The sequence below is a fragment of the Clostridium luticellarii genome (genome assembly GCF_002995845.1).
Taxonomy (GTDB): Bacteria; Bacillota; Clostridia; order Clostridiales; family Clostridiaceae; genus Clostridium_B; species Clostridium_B luticellarii.
Genome location: NZ_PVXP01000061.1, coordinates 1 through 19,561 on the forward strand (window position 1 = coordinate 1; position 19,561 = coordinate 19,561).

Below are 19,561 nucleotides of genomic sequence, written 5' to 3' on the forward strand. Positions count from 1 at the left end.
ATTCTAAATCATATAATTAAAATTTATAAGATATTTCCTATTTGTACTGTGCATTAAAATAATATTATTTGATATCTCCTGCCTTTAATTTATATATCATGTCTTTTCTCTCAACTATTATATTTATTTTTTTGCTCAATTCCGCATCATCTAATACTTCTTTTAAAAGTTCCCTGGTAGGATTTACGCAGGTTGGATATCCAACCATTTTCATCATTGAGAAGTCTCCAGAGGTATCTCCATAAGCATAACTCCTGTCTAGATTTATTCCATATTTTTTTACAAGCATATGTATGGAATTTTTTTTGCTCTCACTGTCCCACATGGGAATGACTTCTCCAGTGTAAACATCGTTCTCATCCCGAGTATATACAGCACCTACATAATCATCAAATTCATATTTAATAGCCATTTCTTTTACTAATTCCACAGGGCTTCCAGATACAGTCAGTATTTTATGACCATTTTCCTTGTGCCATTTTATCCTGTCTCTAGTATAAGAATATACTCTATCCCCCTTTTGTGCTACTACATTTTTAGCTATAAATTCTATCTGGGATCTGTGAAGTCCCTTCACGGCTTCAATATATATATCCGCCATTTTTAAAAGATAGTTGTCATAATTTCCTTTTCTTTTGTCCCATCTATCATATTCAGGTTTGACTTCCTTATACCACCTTTCAGCAGGTATTATCTCGTATTTGACCAATTTTTTAAAAACTTCTGTTATGAGTCCTTCTCTGTACAGAGTGCCGTCAATATCAAAAAAAGCTGCAGTATTCATTTCGGTAATTCTCCTTTGATTATATGAAATTCTATACTATATATTTTAGCACATAAATTTATTGACAGTATATGTTAAATATGATATTATATATTTGGATAATGATAATGATTTTCATTATTTATAAATTGAGCCTGGAGGTGAGCTACTATGAGCATTTGCGATTTGAAACCTGGCGAGAGAGGTATAATAAAAGATTTGAGTGGAGATACAAAATTAATTAAAAGACTTCTAGCTCTGGGATGTATAGAAGGTACTGAAATACTGGTAAAGACTTCTGCTCCTTTGGGAGACCCCATAATTATAAATTTAAGAGGTTTTAATCTGGCCATACGTAAAAAGGATGCGGAGAATATAGCCGTAAGTGATTTAAGTTAAATAAACTACACGGATTATAATATGAGTATTAATAATACAACATGGATGACAGGAGGATTATTATGATTGTGGCAGCTTTACTGGGAAATCCAAATGTAGGTAAAACTTCTTTATTCAATCACTTAACTGGTTCAAATCAATATGTGGGAAACTGGCCTGGAGTAACTGTGGAAAAAAAAGAAGGATATATAGACAAATCTACAAAAATAGTTGATTTACCTGGAATATATGCTATGGATACTTACTCCAATGAGGAGAAAGTATCAAAAGAATTTTTATCGAAAGGCAATCCGGACGTTATAATAAATATTGTAGATTCTTCTAATTTGAATAGAAATCTATATTTAACTACTCAATTAAAACAATTTAACAAACCTATTATATTGGTGCTCAATATGCTGGATGTAGCTGAATCAAAGGGTTTTAAGATAGATTTTTCAGCTTTATCTGAAGAACTGGAGGTAACTGTAATTCCAATTGTAGCAACCAAGGGAGTGGGAATAGATAAGCTTCGTCAGGTCTTGAAAAATACTGACTTTGAGCAGTCTCGGCGTAGTAATAAATTTAAGTTCAAGAATGAAAAAGAAACCTATTTATATATAAATGATGTTTTAAAAAAATGTTTAACCAGGACAAAGAGAGATATCACCTCTATTACTGAAAAAATAGATAAAATAGTTTTAAACAGATTTTTGGCTTATCCTATATTTTTATTAGCACTTATGTTAATTTTTAAATTTACTTTTAGTTGGGTTGGCCAACCTATAGCAGATGCTCTTGGCAATTTTGTAGATGCATTTTTAACTCCATATTTAAAAAATTTACTTTCATCAGCCAGTCCCTGGTTTAGCTCATTTTTAATTGATGGTATTTTGGCCGGAGTGGGATCTGTAATTGTATTTTTTCCGGTCATATTTTGTTTGTTCCTCGGTGTATCATTTTTGGAAGACAGTGGATACATGGCAAGAGGAGCTTTTATAATGGATAAGCTTATGAGAAAAGTAGGTTTGTCGGGTAAGGCATTTATTCCACTTATCGTGGGTTTTGGATGTTCAGTACCTGCAATTATGTCTTCTAAAACTTTGGAAAGTGAAAAGGACAGAAAGTTGACGGCACTTCTGGTACCGCTTATGTCATGTAATGCCCGGCTTCCCATATATGCTCTGTTTGCATCAGCTTTTTTTGTAGACAATAAAACCTCAGTGGTTTTTTCTCTATATATTCTTGGAGTTATAACAGCTTTTTTCATTGGAATTCTTTTTAAAAATACCATATTTAAAAAAGATGAAGAGCCTTTTATAATAGAACTTCCAGAATACAATGTTCCAGATATAAAGAGTCTGCTGTTTCACACCTGGGAAAAAGCTAAGGGATTTTTGAGAAAAGCAGGTACAATAATATTTTCGATGTCTGTTTTGATATGGTTTCTTTCCAATTTTAATTTATCTGGAATGGTAGATATGGACAAGAGTATTTTAGCTTCAATTGGGAATTTTATAAGTCCCCTATTTGCCCCTATGGGATTTGGAAATTGGCAGAGTTCAGTAGCTCTTATAACTGGAATTATGGCCAAGGAAATCGTATTGAGCACTATGGGAATTGTATACGGCGGAAATTTGGCAGCAGTATTGCCCAATCATTTTACAGCTATTTCCGCTTACTCGTTTTTAGTTTTTGTACTGCTCTATACTCCATGTATATCTTCAATAGCAACCATAAAAAAAGAATATGGAAACAAGATGGCTATTTTTTCTGTAACATATCAACTTGTACTTGCATGGATAGGTTCATTTCTGGTATTCAGGGCAGCTACTTTGATATTTAGCTAATTGGGAGGATGATTTTATGAGATTTGTGGAAATTATAATAACTGCTTTAGTGGTAATAGCTGCAGTTTATATACTATATAAAAATCTTAAAAAAAAGTCCAGGGGCAAATGTGACTGCTGTTCCGATGTCAATTGCCCTCACTGTACTGATAAAAAAAAGTCCTGAGTTATGCATTAGGACTTTTTTTTATAGCATAATCCATTATATCTTCAATGGATACAATTCCCTCTACTATATTTTTATCATCAATTACTGGAATAGCTATTATATTTTTTTCTCTCAATCTTCTGGCTACAGCAAAAATATCCTCATTACCATGGGCAGTAATTACATTTTTTGTCATAGCCCAATCTACAGGGCAAGTATCATAATGACCTTCTTCCATTAGAAATCTGTATATGTCCGCTTTGACTATCATTCCCACTAATTTTCCGCTTTCATCCACTACCGGAGCACCATTTATACCATGATCATCCATTACCTTTAAAGCTTTACATAGACTGTCCTCTTTGTTTAGCTTCACAATACGGGAACGCATTATTTCTTTTACAGGCATATGTCCACCTCCCCTTTTATTATACAATATATTTATGGATCTCAATAGCTGTTATTTATTATATTCACTAGTTCTTCTGCATTTTTTTCGCCTTTCAGCAAATATTCTATGCTGTGAGAAGCAGCTTTCTTAGAGAGTTTGTTCAACTGTATATTCAAATTCAAATTGTTCTTTTTTAAAAGCACTTTTAAGTATTTAAGCTGTTTTTCGGTAATACAATCTTTTCTCACAAGAAGTTTATCCTCTTTTATTTTAATGGCAAATTCATGGATTTTGGGTAGATTTAATACATCTTCATAATTATGAAGCATTATGGTATTCTTTATATTGCTGTCTTTTGAAGATAAAAACTCTTCATAAAGATTTACACTGATTCCCCCATTTATTTTATCCTTTCTATTTATACCTATATATTTCTCTACGGTCTTCAAATTGCATCTTTCCATGCCAAGCTGCCTGTAATAAGGTCTTATGATTCTATATAAATCCACATGATATCTGGGAGAGATGAAACAAATACTGCTCTGGTTCATCCTCTCCTTTATGAAGGGTTCGTCAAAAGCTATGCCATTATAAGAACACCATATGTTTTCACCTCTAATGTCCTCTGAAAATTCATATAAAATATCTTTTTCATCCTTTAAATCATCTGCAAAGTACTGTTTTACTCTAAACCTATTTTTACTGGAGAATTTTCCAAGGGATATGAGTATTATACTGTGATTTTGTCTATCAAACCCTGTGGTCTCTATATCAAAATATAATATATTATCCATGTTGCATTTTAAAAATTCATTTTCTCCTATGGTTGTAAGCTGTTCATATTCTTTAATTTCCATAATATCCGTTACTTTATGTAACTTCTCCTCTCTTCATTCTATAATAAAGCACCTTGAAAAATTGATCCTCCAATATTACATTTTTTCAACAACATCAATTCCCAGTATATTAAGACCATTTTTTAATACCTGACAAGTTGCTCTTACCAGCTGCAGTCTGGCAAGTTTCACATCTTTATCTTCTACATTTATAATATTATGGGCATTATAAAATTTATTAAAAGCTTTTGCCGCATTTATGACATATCTGGTTACTATAAATGGTTCCAGTTTATCGATGGCATTTAATATAGAATCTCTAAAATTATTGAGGACCTTTGCAAGTTCGAATTCTTCCTTACTTTTTAATTTACTGTAATCTACAGTACCGGTTATATTTCCCGCCTTTCTAAGTATACTTTTTCCTCTTGCATAGCTGTATTGGACGTAAGGACCGGTTTCACCCTCAAAGCTCAGCATTTCATTCCAGTCGAAAACTATATCCCTCTCCCTGTTGTTTTTCAAGTAAGTAAAAATTACAGCTCCTATTCCAACTTTTTGAGCCACCTGCAGTTTGTTTTCCAGGTTTGGATTCTTTTCATTTATTATTTCAAGAGTCCTCTGTACAGATTTATTAAGAAGATCTTCTAAAAATATAACATCACCTTTTCTGGTGGAAAGTTTTTTGTCCGCAAATCTAACCAATCCAAAGCCCGCATGTATGCAGGAATCAGCCCAGTCTTTTCCCATCAATTTGAGAGTGGTAAAAACCTGCCTGAAGTGAAGGGATTGATCCATGCCAACTACATATATGCATTTGGAAAAATTATAAGTTTTTTTTCTATATATGGCAGCAGCCAAATCTCTGGTAGCATATATGGTGGCACCATCCGATTTTTTCACAATGCAGGGAGGCATGTTGTATTTGTCCAGCATAACTACTTTTGCTCCATTGCTCTCTACAAGAAGTCCCTTTTTATCTATTTCATCTATAACTGCATCCATTTTATCCGTATAAAAGCTCTCTCCAGCATATGAATCAAAATCAACTCCCAATAGAGTGTATACCTTCTTAAATTCTCTGAGACTTAATTCCTTGAATTTTTTCCAGAGTTCGACTTCCTCGCTGCATCCATCTTCCAGTCTTTTAAAATGAAGTCTCCCCTCCTCATTGAGATCAGGATCTTTTTCTGCTTCTTCATGAAATTTAACATATATTCTTAAAAGTTCCTTTATGGGATTTTTATGGAGCTCATGTACATTACACCATTTTTTATATGCAACTATGAGCTTTCCAAATTGCGTTCCCCAATCACCCAGATGATTTATTCTAGTACAATTATATCCTTCAAAACTCATCATCTTGTAGAGAGAGTTTCCTATGGAAGTACTGAACAGGTGACCTACATGAAAGGGCTTTGCAATATTAGGAGAGGAATATTCCACAACTATATTTTTATCCCTGCCTACGGAAGAACTTCCGTATTTGTCTCCCTGTTCAAGTACATTGGTCAGTACATCTTTTGTAAATGTTCCTTTATCAACAAAAAAATTCACATAAGGTCCTTTATCTTCGACTTTTTCAAAATAGTTTCTTTTTATCTTATCCTTAAGTTCCTGTGCAATTATATTAGGTGATTTCTTCAGATTTTTTGCCAGCTGGAAACATGGAAATGCATAATCTCCCATTTCGGGCTTTGGAGGTATTTCTATCAACCCTTTTATAAAATCCAATTGCAAATCCGCATCTATGTTTTTCTGAATTTCTTCTGCCACTAGTTCCCTATAATCCATACTTTTGCTAAATAAACATGAGCCTATTTAACACTTTTCAACTCCTTTCAATTTACGTACCTTAGTTTCAATAAAATCACTTGATTATGTATTTAAATTATTTTTCATATCCATCAGGATGATTTTTGTGCCAATTCCATGCAGTTTGTATAATTGTCTCAAGAGAATTATACTTTGGATTCCAGCCAAGCTCTTCTTTTGCCTTTTTAGAAGAAGCCACAAGCACTGCAGGATCTCCCGCTCTTCTAGGAGCAATTTCAGCCTCTATCTTTTCACCAGTTATCTTCCTTGAGATTTCAATTACTTCTTTTACGGAAAAACCCTTCCCATTTCCAAGATTGTATATTTTACTTTTCCCTTCATTCATAATTTTATTAAGTGCCAGAAGGTGGGCATCTGCCAGATCTGTAACATGCACATAATCCCTTACACAAGTTCCATCCCCGGTGTCATAATCGTTCCCAAATATAAATATTTTATCTCTTTTTTTCAAGGCTACCTGGAGTATTATTGGAATCAGATGGGATTCTGGTCTGTGATCCTCACCAATATCGCCATTTATATGTGCTCCGGCAGCATTAAAATATCTAAGTGCCGCATACTTTATTCCATATGCTCTGTCACTCCACTTCAATATTTTTTCTACTGTAAGTTTTGACTCACCGTAAGGGTTAGTAGGACTGGTCTGTGCATTTTCCAGAATAGGCACATTTTCAGGTTCTCCATAGGTAGCTGCGGTTGAAGAAAATACTATATATTTGACTCCATATTTCTTCATGTTTTTTATAAGGTTTAGTGTTCCACCTACATTGTTCTGAAAATATTTGACGGGTTCATCTACACTTTCCCCTACCAGAGAATAGGCTGCAAAATCTATTACTGCTTCAATTTCATTTTCTTCAAAAACCCTATTTAATGAATGCTCTTCTCTCAAATCGCCTTCATAGACCTTGCCGCCTAAAATGGAATCTCTGTGTCCTTTTTCAAAATTATCAAATACTACAACTTCTTTTTTTTTCTCCAGCAGTTTTGCCACCATATGACTTCCTATATATCCAGCTCCACCGCAAACCAAAATCGACATTGTAAAAACCTCCAAAATGTATGATAACATATATTTTATATCTAAAATCAGTTTATTTCAATTGCTCTTCCAGGTAAAATTCCTTTTTTAATCTTACCATTTTCAAATACTACCTGTCCATTTACAATTACACAGTAAATTCCTTCAGGGTAAGCGTCAGGTCTGCCATTTCCCAAAAATTTGGATTTATCACAAATGGTATTTAGATCAAATACAACAAGATCTGCATCACATCCTACAGCCATTCTTCCCTTATTTTTAAGTCCAAGTATACTTGCAGGTATCAAAGTACATTTTTTGATGGCTTCAATAGGTGAAATATAATTTTTTTCCCTTACCATTTTTCTAAAAAACCTTGGAAAAGTACCTGCATTTTGAGGATGGCCTTCCTCCATGTTGCCCGTAGGACTGGGACCTGAATCTGAAGATAAAACCACATAATTCCTTAAGAGTGCTTCATAGATCTCGTTTTCAATTCCAGTATTACAAATTATTATGGCATTTTCATTTCCACTTCTCAGATCTTCATATAGATTTTTTGTAAGGCAATGACCTTTTAAGCTTCCAGAGGCTACAAATAGGTCGCTCATTTTCCAGCCGAATTTTCTAATGTGATTTTCATCAAAAACACTGGTACTTATGCCTGTAGCAAAAGAAGTGTACATTCCGCTGTCTGCCCAAACTTTTACTCCCATATCCCTGGCTTTATCCATAATATCAAGTGCCTCGGTCATAATGCCGGTTCCATACTGATATACAAAATGGGATACCTGTACTAAAGCTCCCGTGAGCTCAGAAATTCTTACAGCTTCTCTGAGGGATTCTAAATCATCTGGGGCCCTGAGTCTGGTGTGGATGGAAATCAGTTTTTTATATTTTGAGGCTATTTTACTTAAAGCTATAACCTCTTTAAAAGAAGAACCCGGAGCATATTCAAGCCCAAAGGACAAGCCTATAGCACCATTGCAAAATTCTTTTTCCAGTATATCTTTCATATTATCTATTTCATTATCTGAAGCTTCAACATAGGGGTTAGTGATTCCAACCTTGTGCCTCATACTAAATGAGTGACCTATAAATTGAAGCTGATTTATTGGGAATCCATTTTTATTCTGTGTATTAAAAAACTTTTCCAGATTCATGGGACCGCCGCCGCAGTTCCCACCTACGGTAGTAGTTACTCCCTGAACTAATGACAATTCCGCACAACTTATATCACCGTCAATATGAGCATGAATATCTATAAATCCAGGACTTGCTATATAATTTTTCCCATCTATTACTCTTTTTCCATTTATATTTTTACTGGTAATTTGAGCTATTTTACCATTTTTCAGACCTATATTTCCCTTAAATATGGTTTCCTGCTCAGGATTGGCAATTTTAATATTTTTTATAACTATATCATAGATATTCATAAGACTAACCCCCTTTGAAAATACTTTCCAAATTGGAATATACAACACATTTAAGCCAAAAAGCCTCCACCTCTATTACAGAGGCAGAAGCTCACTTCTGCAATCCCCACTTACATTGATATTATGATATTATATTAAAATATGATACTTTTAATATCAATTCCTAGTGCTTTGCTCAAATTTAAACTATGAAGTAATAATATCACATTAACATATCTAAGTCAATTATTAAAAATGCATTGACTAATTTTAGATTTTAGTTCATAATATTCTTATAAGTGAATAACTGGGATAGAGGTGCAAAATTCAAAAGTAAAACTGTGGAGTTAAGCCCGTTGAAGCAGCTTGAAAGGGAATTTTGCCGAAGTATTCAGATACCGCTTTAATGCTGAATAACTGGGTATGTGCAGAATATGCACATAACTGTCACAATATTTAAATTTGTGAAGAGCTATCATTCATTGTGGAATTAATATTTTTATTTTGATGCCTTGAGTGTACTCTCAAGGTGTTTTTATTTTTTATCTTGGTTAATTCACTTATGGGAATTTAAACCCATAGGGAGGAATAAAAATGCAAAATGTAGCAGAACAGCAAGACAGCAAAAGTACGTATAAACTCAAAAGAGGGCTCAAGGCGAGACATCTGAATATGATTGCCATGGGAGGAGCTATTGGAACAGGAATATTTTTGGCATTAGGGGCAACTATCAAGCAGGCAGGGCCTGGAGGAGCATTGGTAGCATATGGCTGCATAGGGGTTATGGTATATTTTCTGATGACCAGCCTGGGTGAAATGGCCACATATATGCCGGATTCAGGTTCTTTTGGCACTTATGCCACTAAATTTGTAGATCCGGCTCTGGGATTTGCACTGGGGTGGAACTATTGGTACAACTGGGCTATAACTGTAGCAGCAGAAATGGTGGCAGGAGCTCTTATAATGAAATACTGGTTTCCAAATGTACCTGCTGTTATATGGAGTGTATGTTTTTTGGCTCTAATAGTCGGACTAAATTTATTGTCTGCAAAGGCTTATGGAGAATCTGAATTTTGGTTTGCAGGAATTAAGGTCTTAACGGTTATCGTATTTTTAATAGTCGGTATAGCAACTATTGCAGGTATATTCAATGGAAAACCTGTTGGTCTTAAAAATTTTACAGTGGGAGAAGCTCCTTTTGTAGGAGGATTTAAATCCATATTTCTTGTATTTCTGATTGCAGGCTTTTCTTTTCAAGGTACGGAGCTTGTAGGTATAGCAGCAGGTGAAAGCGAAGATCCTGGAAAGACTATACCAAAGGCAATAAACACTATATTCTGGAGGATACTGTTGTTTTATATAGGTACCATATTTGTGGTTGGAGCTTTAATTCCATATATGAATGCAGGGGTTGATACAAGCCCTTTTACCCTGGTATTCCAAAGAGCCGGAATAGCAGGAGCAGCTTCTCTTATGAATGCCATTATATTGACCTCAGTGTTATCTGCAGGAAATTCTGGAATGTACGCTTCCAGCAGGATGTTATACTCCATGGCCAAGGACAAAAAAGCTCCAGTCTGGCTTGCCAGGGTCAATTCAAGAGGAGTTCCTGTAAATTCACTTATACTTACCACAATAGTGGCATCCGCCTGCTTTTTAACAGGACTTTATGCAGAGACTACAGTTTATGTATGGCTGGTGGCAGCTTCAGGGCTGGCAGGTTTTGTTGCCTGGTTGGGAATAGCACTTTGTCATTATCGTTTTAGAAAAGCTTATACTGCGCAAAAACGTGATTTCAGCAAGCTGAAATACAAGGCTAAATTATTTCCACTGGGACCAATAATAGCATTGATACTTTGTATTATAGTTATTTTAGGACAAGGTATTACTTATTTTCAGGCCAGTAAAATAGATTGGAGCGGAGTTGTTTCATCCTACATAGGACTTCCACTATTTGCAGGATTATGGCTGTGGTACAAGAAAAGATATCACACTGATGTTGTAAAACTGGAAGATGTTGATTTTGACAGTATTGAGAAGAATATGAAGCTTTAAAAATAATACAAAAAAAGTTGGACCTGCCGGAGACAAAATCTTTGTTCTCCGGCAGTTTTTGAATTAGCTTAAAACTTCCGTTATATGATCATAAGAATTCCATTGTAGATTAAAGTTGTAAATAGGCATACAGTAAAAGCAACTGCCAGTGGAATCAACGCTGAAAGTATCATCCACCGTATACTGCCCGTTTCTTTTTTTATGGTAAGAAGTGTAGTTGCGCAGGGCCAGTGCAGTAAACTGAACAGCATGGTATTTAAAGCGGTCAAATATGTCCAGTTATGGTTGAGAAAAATCTGTTTTAAAGACAATATACTGTCAACATCAACCATTGTATTCGTTGATAGATATAACATAAGCAGTATGGGAAGCACTATTTCATTTGCTGGTAAGCCAAGTATAAAAGCCACCAGTATGCACCCGTCCAATCCTATAAATTTGCCTAAAGGATCTAGAAACACCACCACATGTTCTATTACGCTGGCATTTCCCAGGTATATATTTGACAGTATCCATATGATTGCACCGGCAGGTGCTGCCACTACTACTGCCCTCCATAATACAAATATGGTTCTGTCTATTATGGATGTATATATGACCCTTCCAACCTGCGGCCTTCTATAGGGAGGAAGTTCCAGTGTAAATGTGGATGAAACACCTTTTAATATGGTCTTTGACAATATATAGGACACAGCCAATGTTATACATATGCCGAATAATATTAAGAGTGTTATGACCACGGCAGGCACTATTTGTGGAATACCGGCAGTGGATACGAAAAACAAGGATGATATTATTATCAATGTAGGGAACCTTCCATTGCAGGGTACAAAATTATTTGTAACAGTGGCTATAAGTTTTTCTCTTGGTGAATCTATTATCCTGCAGCCTATAACTCCAGCGGCATTGCAGCCAAGTCCCATACACATGGTGAGGCACTGCTTTCCATGAGCACAGGCTTTCTTGAAGAGATGATCCATATTAAATGCCACCCTCGGTAAATATCCAATGTCCTCCAGCAGAGTGAAAAGAGGAAAGAATATGGCCATAGGTGGAAGCATAACAGATATGACCCAGGCCAAGGTCCTGTAGACTCCCAGAATCAATATCCCCTGCAGCCAGTCTGGTGCATTTGCTTCATTAAACCACCGGGTTAATACATCTCCAAAACCAAACAATAATTTAGATAAAATATTGGAAGGTACATTTGCCCCCTTTATGGTTATCCATAAAATTGCACATAACATCAGCAGCATAAGAGGTATTCCATATCGTTTTGAAGTTATTATGGTGTCAGGATTGATTTTTTTTGCGGAATTTGTACTCTCCTTTTTAATATAATTTGATTTTATCGACTCTGCCAATTTATAATTTTGTTCCGTAATATAGTCTCTTAGGGCTTCCTTGTCCATGTCACTGCATAATTCATCTGCAAATTTTTTTACATCATATAACAGATTTCTATCAAGATATTTTTCCATGGAATGAAAAAGACTGTCATTTCCATCAATAAGCCTTATGGAAAACCATCGGGAATTCACATTAGGAAAGTTTTTTTCCACTTTCTGCTTAATTTCATTTATTATGTTTTCCATGTCTTCATCGTATGTTATAGGATTATAATTTAAATGGACTTTATTCAATGCTGTGTTGTATATGGCTTCCTTTAATTCTTCCATACCTATATTGCTTCTTGCAGCGCACATGATCACAGGTATTCCCAGCCTTTTTTCTATGGCACTGCCGTCTATGATTATATTCTTTTTCTTTGCTTCATCTATAAGATTTATACATAGTATTACATTGCTGGTGATTTCCATTACCTGAAATACCAGGTTCAAATTTCTTTCCAGGCAGGTGGCATCTGTAACTACGACTATGGCATCAGGATTTCCAAAACATATAAAATCTCTGGCTACTGCCTCCTCTGTAGAAGATGCAAATAAAGAATAAGTACCCGGCAGATCAACAATTAAGAAATCTCTGTCTTTGTAGCTGTAATTCCCACGGGCATTTACCACAGTTTTGCCGGGCCAGTTGCCGGTGTGCTGATGAAGTCCTGTAAGAGAATTAAAGATAGTGCTCTTTCCGGTATTGGGATTTCCAGCCAGTGCTATTACAGAAGTGTTTTTCTTAGCTTCTACATTGAACATGTCTTTAAGTGATTTATTTCTTGTAGATTCAAAAGTGAGTCCCATGACCTATTCTCCTTTATGTCATTGATTGAATTCTACAGGCTGTATAGATATCAGAGAAGCCTCTTCTTTTCTGAGAGCAATTAAGGTGTCTCTGATCTTGTATACAGTTAGATTGTCTCCGGGGCCTTTTAGCATTACCTCAATTAAAGTTCCTTTGGTAATACCAAGTGCCATCATTCTCTCTCTAAGCATATTTTTAGAAAAAAGCTTTTTGACCATTACCGTATTGCCTACATTTACATGACAAAGTTTTTCCATATATATTCCTCCTAAAGAATTGTAAAAATATGATATTATTTCCCTAGACTAAGAATATTAGTCTAGATTAATATTTGATTCAATATTAATGTATGAAAAATACAAATAATGGTGATAGTAATTGTGCAACTAGTTATAGTAGAGTTTGGATAAAATTGATGGTAAGCATTGAAAATATACTTGAATTAATATAATATATTATATAGAAGAAAGTATTAAATTATATTACTTATTAGGAGGTAATTTTATGTCGTCTTTAAAAGGTACAAAAACAGCTGAAAATTTATTGAAAGCTTTTGCAGGAGAATCTCAGGCGAGAAATAGATACACATATTATGCATCTGCTGCAAAAAAGGAAGGCTATGTTCAAATTTCCAACATATTTTTAGAAACTGCTGGAAACGAGAGAGAACATGCAAAAAGATTTTTTAAATTCCTGGATGCGGATTTGCACGGTGAAGCTGTGGAAATAAATAATGCTTCCTATCCAGTTGCATTAGGAGATACAAAAACTGTTCTCAAAGCAGCAGCAGCAGGAGAAAATGAAGAATGGTCTAAGTTATATCCTGCATTTGCAGATAAAGCAGATGAAGAGGGATTTCATGCTGTAGCAACTGTTTTTAGAAAAATTGCTGAAGTTGAAAAACATCATGAAGAAAGATACCTGGCACTGCTCAAAAATGTAGAAAATGGTACTGTATTTAAGAAAGATAAACCCTGTAAGTGGATATGCAGCAATTGTGGATATATTTATGAAGGCACATCTGCTCCTCAAGTATGCCCTTCCTGTGCTCATCCTCAAGCATACTTCCAGTTGTTTGTAGAAGAATTTTAATATTTATAATAAAAGAGAGGGAAATCACTGCTGTGGTGATTTCCCTACATCTATACCTGCCATTTTCATTAAGTAAAGTGCATTTCTTGTGTTTGAAACTCCGGTTCTAAGTTTATAATCGAATCGAATTTTTCCATTCTCATAGTATTCTTTAAAATGATAATTCTTTATTCTGCCCCCGCTTTCACTTTCCATTTCGGCTAATTCTAAATCATGGGTGGATACCATTCCACAGGTTCTTGAATTTTCCAAATTTTTTATTAAGATTTTAGCTCCCAGGTGCCTATCCATGGAATTGGTACCTTTAAATATTTCATCCAGGAGAAAAAATACCTGTTCTTTTCTCTTACAAGCTTTTACAATTTCTTTTATTCTAAGTATTTCTCCATAAAAAGAAGATATGTTTTTTTCCAGATTGTCACTTATTCTCATACAGGTGTAAATATTCATTATTGAACAGCTGAATTTTTTTGCACAAACCGGTGCACCAGAGTATGAAAGTACTAAATTTATACCTGCAGTTCTCAAAAGGGTGCTCTTCCCGGACATATTGGATCCTGTTATGAGAACTATGGCGGAGGGTTTCTTTAAAGTCAAATCATTATATACCGCTTTTTTTCCCAAAAGTGGATGTGCCATGGAATCAGCCTTAAACACAAGAGGTGTATCTAAAATTTCAGGAATTGCCCAATCCGGATGATCAAAAGCTATAAGGGAAAGACTGTTTAACATTTCAAATTCTCCCACCACTTTAATCCAATCGTAAATGGAATTTCCATTTTTAAATTTCCATTTTTCAAAGTCAAACATACATTGATAATCCCATAACAAAAATATATTTAAAAAAACGAATAAAATATTTTTTCTCTGGGATATGTTCTTTGAAATCCTATTTAGCTCGTATATCTCCCTGCCGGCATCAGCTTTAGAAAGTACTTCTTTTAAAGAGCTCAAATATGTACCGCTGAATTTTTCACTGCATATCATAGAAATGCTTTTTTCATAGGCCATTAAGCTGTTCTTAATTTCAGATACCCTGTTTAAGACATTAAATCTGTTTTTTGTCCCTGGCAGAAGCAGCACCAGCTGTATCAAAACTGCTGCATAACTTATATAATTTCCAAACAGATGAAATGTAAAACTCATGATCAAAAGTGAAATTGTTATAACCGGCAGTATTTTAAATAGAAATATTATGTATCCATTTTTGTAAAAGGAGTTTTCTATTTTCAGTATATCTCTTAGTTTCAATATACTCTTTCCATTGTTCTCCACAAAAGAAGCAGCTACCTGAAAGTGCTGTCTCCAGTTGATCTTATTTTTTAATTCCTGAACCGCAGCTTGTCTGTTTAATATGTCCTGCTTGTTTCCGGTCCGGCCAATCAATACATTTTTTAAACTTTCCCTTCCTGCATAGGTGCTGCAGCAATTTATCCATTGAAAAAGTGAATTCTCTCCAAACAAATCCAGATCAAAAGAGTAATTGTGGTTCTTGTCCTTGAATTCCTCCCCTCTGTCTTTGAATTTTTTCCATTCACCTTTAGCTCTATCTAGAGAATCCTGATTTATTTCCTGTAATTTTTCCGTAAATATCATATTGCTTTTTAATTTTTCATGGTTTTTTACAGCAATTATAAACAATATAACTGAAACCAAAAAAACACTGAGGCTCATATAATAATATTTTTTTGTATAGAAAAACACTATGAAAATTATTCCCAGTGTAAAAATAGCAAATCTCAATCTGCTCATACGAAAAGCAGAACTTTTCTGACGTTTTACAAGTTTGCTGTAGTGTATTCTTCTTCTGAAATAAATTTTTTGTAGGCAGCTCAAACTGTTACCTCGCTTTCTTTTCCATAAATTTACCTGACTTCAAACTTTCAAAATAATCTTTAATTTTTAAATCCATACCTAGTATATGAGTCCTTATCCAGTTATATACAAAATCCAGAAGTTTTAATACTGCCTGCTGGGTATCTTCATCAATTTCTTCCAAATCCAAATTTCTAATTTTCTCGATGAATTTATCATGTACTCTTTTTTGCTCTCTATATCCTGGATAATCATACATTTCCATTATTTTCTCTTCATCTTCAAAATGATAGATGGTATATTCTTTTAAATCATCAATCAAGTTCAATATGTCATCAAAATAGTCTACCCGGTTTTCGTTCGTAGCCAATTCGTAAATAGAATTTCCTATTTCAAATAATCTCTTGTGTTCATCATCTATTCTTTCAATTCCACAACTGTACTCATCCTTCCAATCAAACATCTACAAGTTTGCCTCCTTTAAAATTGATATTATAATGGCTTGTCTTAAAACATATTCAAAAATCAATATACTTTATACTGTAATTATAGCAAACTTTAAAATTGTAAACCAGATGAAATTAAATAGCTGCTGGTAGTTTTCCAGCAGCCCACATTAATTGTTATAATATCATTTCGCAGGTCAATCATTTGAAATTAAATCTTTTTACATGACTCTCCCCGGAATTACAGCATCTAATATTCCAATAACTATTGCCGCCAAAACAGCTCCTAGTACAGAAACTCTCATGTTAGGAACTAAGAACTGAGTTATATAAAGTATTATAGCTGCAATTACAAATCCTTTTATTCCCTTTCCAAAAGGTGATGCATCTACACCCATAAATTTTTCCACCAGATAATCTATTATGCTTATTATAACTGCTGCTGCCATATAGGACCAAAGTCCCACTATACTAAAACCAGGTGTCAAAAAAGATGCTACTGCAAGCACAATTAATGTTAGAATAAATCTCAGTATATAACTACCTATAGTAGATTTTGAACTTTCTGGTTCTCTCTTGGTATTGTCAGCCATAGAGGTCACTCCTTTTCAATAAAATATTATTTATGCAAATATAGTTTTACCTAATCTCTGAAAAATATTTAAAAATAATAAAATTTTTAATTGAGTAGTTTTTGTATATGCCTCAAATGACTTTTTTCAAAAAGGGAGCAATACACAGCTGCCGTAAAAGTAGTTATGTATTACTCCCATAAATTAGCTTATTTTATATTATCTATTTTAAGCCCTGTTCGTAAGATTCTATCATTTTTTTAACCATATTTCCGCCTACGGATCCTGCTTCTCTGGAGGTAAGATCTCCATTGTATCCTTCTTTTAAATTCACGCCAACTTCTCTAGCTGACTCCATTTTAAATCTGTTTAAAGCTTCTTTAGCCTGTGGGACTAAAACTCTATTTCCCCTGTTATTTGCCATGATTGTTTTCCTCCTTTTTTATATTGTTGTTTTGTATTACATCTATAAGTTTGCTCCATATGAGAATTATTACTCTATAAAATTATATGAAAATAATATACCTTATTACATAAATAGAAACTTTTTCAGGTAAAAATTTTTATACTTATATACTTTTAATTTCTAATTGTAAATTATAGATTATTTAGAGTATAATAGAGTATAAATTGGAATAAGTAGGTGATATTTTTGTATAAAAAAGGAGATTTTCATTTGCATACCACTGCATCAGACGGAAGATTATCACCTGGTGAATTGGTGGATATGGCATCTAAAGAAGGCATGGATATAATAGCTGTAACAGATCATGATACAGTATCGGGAATAGATGAAGCTCTGGAGGCTGGCAAAAAGGCGAAACTGAAAATTATTCCAGGAATAGAACTGTCTACCTTATATCAGGGAAACAGTGTTCATGTACTGGGATATTTCGAGGAAATCCACAATATATCCTCTGAATTCAAAAATTTTCTGGAGAAAATGAGTGAGTACAGAAAAAAAAGAGCAGAGAAAATAGTAGATAATCTGTATAAATTTTTTAATATAAAACTGGATTATGAAAAAATAATTCAAGATGCCCATAATATCGTTACAAGACCTCATATAGCACAGGCCATAATAGATGCAGGATATAACTACACTTTTAAATATATATTTACAAACTTTATAGGTGATTCCTGCCCTGCTTTTGTACCTAATAAAAAACTATCCACCCAGGAAGGTATAGAGCTTCTTAAATCTTTAAATGCCCTGGTGGTGCTGGCACATCCTGTATTGATAAAAAATGTAAATGTGGAAGAGCTGCTTCATCTGCCCTTTGATGGAATAGAGGCAATTTATTCTATGAATACATCAAAGGACACGGATAGATTTATAAAATATGCTGAAAAATATAATAAAATAATAACCGCAGGTTCTGATTTTCATGGTCTGCCGAGGAAAAACAGAGATGATCCAGAACATTCCCATAGTATAGGTGAAGTTTATTTAGATGAAGAGAAAATAAATATTTTCTTGAATAAACTTAAAGATCTATCAAAAAAATAGCAATGTAAAAAATAAATTATTTACAGCTGATATCTCATAATGTCATTGTTATACTTTTGTGTTATTTGGTTCACTGCATCAAATTTATAAAATTTTTTGCCCAATATATTTGAAACCTTCATTATTCCCATAACGCTGTTAGTTAAGAAAATTTCCTGTGAGTTTTCAATGAAATCCTCGGTGAATTTTCCTTCTGTAACTTCATAATTGTCAATTATATATTTCCTAATTGTACCATTTAGAATACCGCAATTTAAAGAAGGTGTATATATTCTTCCATTTTGTATAAAAAACACATTAGATGTACTTCCCTCTGCTATAAAATTCTCTGTGTTTAAAAATAATACTTCGTCATAGCCCTCGTTTATGCACTGCTCATGCTCCAGTATATTTTCAACATAATTTAAAGATTTTAAGTATGTGGTTTTAGAGTAAGGATTCCTTTTTGTGGAGGCCATTTTTAAGCTAAACCCGTTTTTATACTGCTCCGGGCCATATTTATTGACCCTGCAGGTAAAAACAGTATTTTTTTCGGTAACCACTAATTTTAAAATTTTGTTGTCACAATTTAATTTTTTAACTGCATCTACAATCTCTTTTTTTGTTATAGATTTATGTATATTCAAGACCCTCAATCCTTCATTTATTCTATGCAAATGCTCTTCTAAAAACAAGGGATGCCCCTTTACCAGCATAGTTTCAAAAAGTCCCCTGCCAAAATAAAATCCGCTGTCGGCAAATACCTTCTCATCCTCTGTCAAATTGCCATTTAAAATTATCATAAATTTCGTCCTCCATATCTAAATAAAAATCATAGTACCTTCATCAAAGCCAATGCTTTATCCAATGTTTCATCATATTCCGATGTTTTATCTGATTCCCAGGTTATTCCACCACCTACGCCAAAATAAGCCATTCCATTTTTTATCAATATAGTCCTGATTACTATATTTAAATCTATATTTCCGTCAAAGCCCAGGTATCCTATAGATCCAGTATATATTCCTCTTCTGGTAGGTTCCAGTTCTTCAATGATTTCCATAGCTCTAACTTTGGGAGCACCTGTTATAGATCCACCGGGAAAACATGCTTTTAGGCAGTCTATTGGTAAGCGTCAAAAATTCTACGTATTCAATTGTCAATTTTATTTTGATAAACTAAATCCAGTAGTAAGCAGCCTATCAAGGTGCCTTCTACTGGATTGTTTTTAGTCCTTTTTACCATGGAGATT

Annotated in this window: 19 protein-coding genes, 1 pseudogene and 1 riboswitch; of the genes and pseudogenes, 6 read left to right on the plus strand and 14 right to left on the minus strand. The window is 34.0% G+C overall.

Annotated elements, in window-relative coordinates; all coding sequences use genetic code 11:
- Positions 1–64: 64 nt before the first annotated feature.
- Complete coding sequence (locus tag CLLU_RS14685) at positions 65–784, minus strand: HAD-IB family hydrolase (protein WP_106010540.1); 720 nt, start codon at positions 782–784, stop codon at positions 65–67.
- 150 nt (positions 785–934) lie between these two features.
- Between CLLU_RS14685 and CLLU_RS14690 the strand changes: the two genes are divergently transcribed.
- From CLLU_RS14690 to CLLU_RS14700, 3 genes are all read left to right on the plus strand, one after another.
- Positions 935–1,162, plus strand: a complete 228-nt coding sequence (locus tag CLLU_RS14690; protein ID WP_106010541.1) for a FeoA family protein — start codon at positions 935–937, stop codon at positions 1,160–1,162.
- A 62-nt stretch (positions 1,163–1,224) separates the two neighbouring features.
- Positions 1,225–2,991 carry a ferrous iron transport protein B gene (feoB, locus tag CLLU_RS14695; RefSeq protein WP_106010542.1) on the plus strand — a complete coding sequence of 589 codons (1,767 nt, stop codon included), beginning with the start codon at positions 1,225–1,227 and terminating at the stop codon, positions 2,989–2,991.
- 16 nt (positions 2,992–3,007) lie between these two features.
- The gene (locus tag CLLU_RS14700; RefSeq protein WP_420536067.1) at positions 3,008–3,157 is read left to right on the plus strand and encodes a FeoB-associated Cys-rich membrane protein; all 150 of its coding nucleotides are present in this window, start codon (positions 3,008–3,010) and stop codon (positions 3,155–3,157) included.
- A 1-nt stretch (position 3,158) separates the two neighbouring features.
- Here CLLU_RS14700 and CLLU_RS14705 read toward each other — a convergent pair whose 3' ends face one another.
- The 5 genes from CLLU_RS14705 to CLLU_RS14725 all read right to left on the minus strand — a co-directional run bounded on the left by CLLU_RS14705 (position 3,159) and on the right by CLLU_RS14725 (position 8,662).
- Positions 3,159–3,548: a CBS domain-containing protein gene (locus CLLU_RS14705; RefSeq protein WP_106010543.1), complete on the minus strand. Its 390-nt coding sequence runs from the start codon at positions 3,546–3,548 to the stop codon at positions 3,159–3,161.
- A gap of 41 nt (positions 3,549–3,589) precedes the next feature.
- A complete protein-coding gene (locus CLLU_RS14710; protein ID WP_106010544.1) occupies positions 3,590–4,387 on the minus strand; it encodes a ribonuclease H-like domain-containing protein in 798 nt (265 codons plus the stop codon).
- Positions 4,388–4,462: 75 nt separating this feature from the next.
- A complete protein-coding gene (gene argS / locus CLLU_RS14715; protein WP_106010545.1) occupies positions 4,463–6,160 on the minus strand; it encodes an arginine--tRNA ligase in 1,698 nt (565 codons plus the stop codon).
- A 97-nt stretch (positions 6,161–6,257) separates the two neighbouring features.
- Positions 6,258–7,244 (minus strand): UDP-glucose 4-epimerase GalE, encoded by a 987-nt coding sequence (gene galE, locus CLLU_RS14720; protein ID WP_106010546.1) that lies wholly within the window; start codon positions 7,242–7,244, stop codon positions 6,258–6,260.
- A gap of 47 nt (positions 7,245–7,291) precedes the next feature.
- A complete protein-coding gene (locus tag CLLU_RS14725) occupies positions 7,292–8,662 on the minus strand; it encodes an amidohydrolase family protein (RefSeq protein WP_106010547.1) in 1,371 nt (456 codons plus the stop codon).
- Between the two features lie 284 nt (positions 8,663–8,946).
- A riboswitch (Lysine riboswitch) is annotated at positions 8,947–9,124 on the plus strand.
- A 111-nt stretch (positions 9,125–9,235) separates the two neighbouring features.
- On the opposite strand from CLLU_RS14725, the gene CLLU_RS14730 reads away from it, so the two are divergent.
- A complete protein-coding gene (locus tag CLLU_RS14730) occupies positions 9,236–10,696 on the plus strand; it encodes an amino acid permease (protein ID WP_106010548.1) in 1,461 nt (486 codons plus the stop codon).
- 80 nt (positions 10,697–10,776) lie between these two features.
- Here CLLU_RS14730 and feoB (CLLU_RS14735) read toward each other — a convergent pair whose 3' ends face one another.
- Together feoB (CLLU_RS14735) and CLLU_RS14740 are read right to left on the minus strand one after the other, a co-directional pair.
- Positions 10,777–12,894 (minus strand): ferrous iron transport protein B, encoded by a 2,118-nt coding sequence (gene feoB / locus CLLU_RS14735; protein WP_106010549.1) that lies wholly within the window; start codon positions 12,892–12,894, stop codon positions 10,777–10,779.
- 18 nt (positions 12,895–12,912) lie between these two features.
- Complete coding sequence (locus tag CLLU_RS14740; protein WP_106010550.1) at positions 12,913–13,152, minus strand: FeoA family protein; 240 nt, start codon at positions 13,150–13,152, stop codon at positions 12,913–12,915.
- A 247-nt stretch (positions 13,153–13,399) separates the two neighbouring features.
- Between CLLU_RS14740 and rbr the strand changes: the two genes are divergently transcribed.
- Positions 13,400–13,987: a rubrerythrin gene (gene rbr, locus CLLU_RS14745; protein ID WP_106010551.1), complete on the plus strand. Its 588-nt coding sequence runs from the start codon at positions 13,400–13,402 to the stop codon at positions 13,985–13,987.
- A 24-nt stretch (positions 13,988–14,011) separates the two neighbouring features.
- On the opposite strand, the gene CLLU_RS14750 is transcribed toward rbr, so the two are convergent.
- The 4 genes from CLLU_RS14750 to CLLU_RS14765 all read right to left on the minus strand — a co-directional run bounded on the left by CLLU_RS14750 (position 14,012) and on the right by CLLU_RS14765 (position 17,244).
- Positions 14,012–15,823: a MutS-related protein gene (locus tag CLLU_RS14750; RefSeq protein WP_106010552.1), complete on the minus strand. Its 1,812-nt coding sequence runs from the start codon at positions 15,821–15,823 to the stop codon at positions 14,012–14,014.
- A 4-nt stretch (positions 15,824–15,827) separates the two neighbouring features.
- Complete coding sequence (locus CLLU_RS14755) at positions 15,828–16,265, minus strand: bacteriohemerythrin (RefSeq protein WP_106010553.1); 438 nt, start codon at positions 16,263–16,265, stop codon at positions 15,828–15,830.
- A gap of 204 nt (positions 16,266–16,469) precedes the next feature.
- Positions 16,470–16,841 carry a phage holin family protein gene (locus tag CLLU_RS14760; RefSeq protein WP_106010554.1) on the minus strand — a complete coding sequence of 124 codons (372 nt, stop codon included), beginning with the start codon at positions 16,839–16,841 and terminating at the stop codon, positions 16,470–16,472.
- Between the two features lie 202 nt (positions 16,842–17,043).
- Positions 17,044–17,244: an alpha/beta-type small acid-soluble spore protein gene (locus CLLU_RS14765; RefSeq protein WP_106010555.1), complete on the minus strand. Its 201-nt coding sequence runs from the start codon at positions 17,242–17,244 to the stop codon at positions 17,044–17,046.
- A 228-nt stretch (positions 17,245–17,472) separates the two neighbouring features.
- Between CLLU_RS14765 and CLLU_RS14770 the strand changes: the two genes are divergently transcribed.
- Positions 17,473–18,330 carry a PHP domain-containing protein gene (locus CLLU_RS14770; RefSeq protein ID WP_106010556.1) on the plus strand — a complete coding sequence of 286 codons (858 nt, stop codon included), beginning with the start codon at positions 17,473–17,475 and terminating at the stop codon, positions 18,328–18,330.
- A gap of 20 nt (positions 18,331–18,350) precedes the next feature.
- On the opposite strand, the gene CLLU_RS14775 is transcribed toward CLLU_RS14770, so the two are convergent.
- Both CLLU_RS14775 and CLLU_RS14780 read right to left on the minus strand, forming a co-directional pair.
- Positions 18,351–19,112 carry an aminotransferase class IV gene (locus CLLU_RS14775; protein WP_242977668.1) on the minus strand — a complete coding sequence of 254 codons (762 nt, stop codon included), beginning with the start codon at positions 19,110–19,112 and terminating at the stop codon, positions 18,351–18,353.
- A 29-nt stretch (positions 19,113–19,141) separates the two neighbouring features.
- A pseudogene (locus tag CLLU_RS14780) lies at positions 19,142–19,423 on the minus strand (chorismate-binding protein); the annotation flags it as partial.
- Positions 19,424–19,561: the final 138 nt, after the last annotated feature.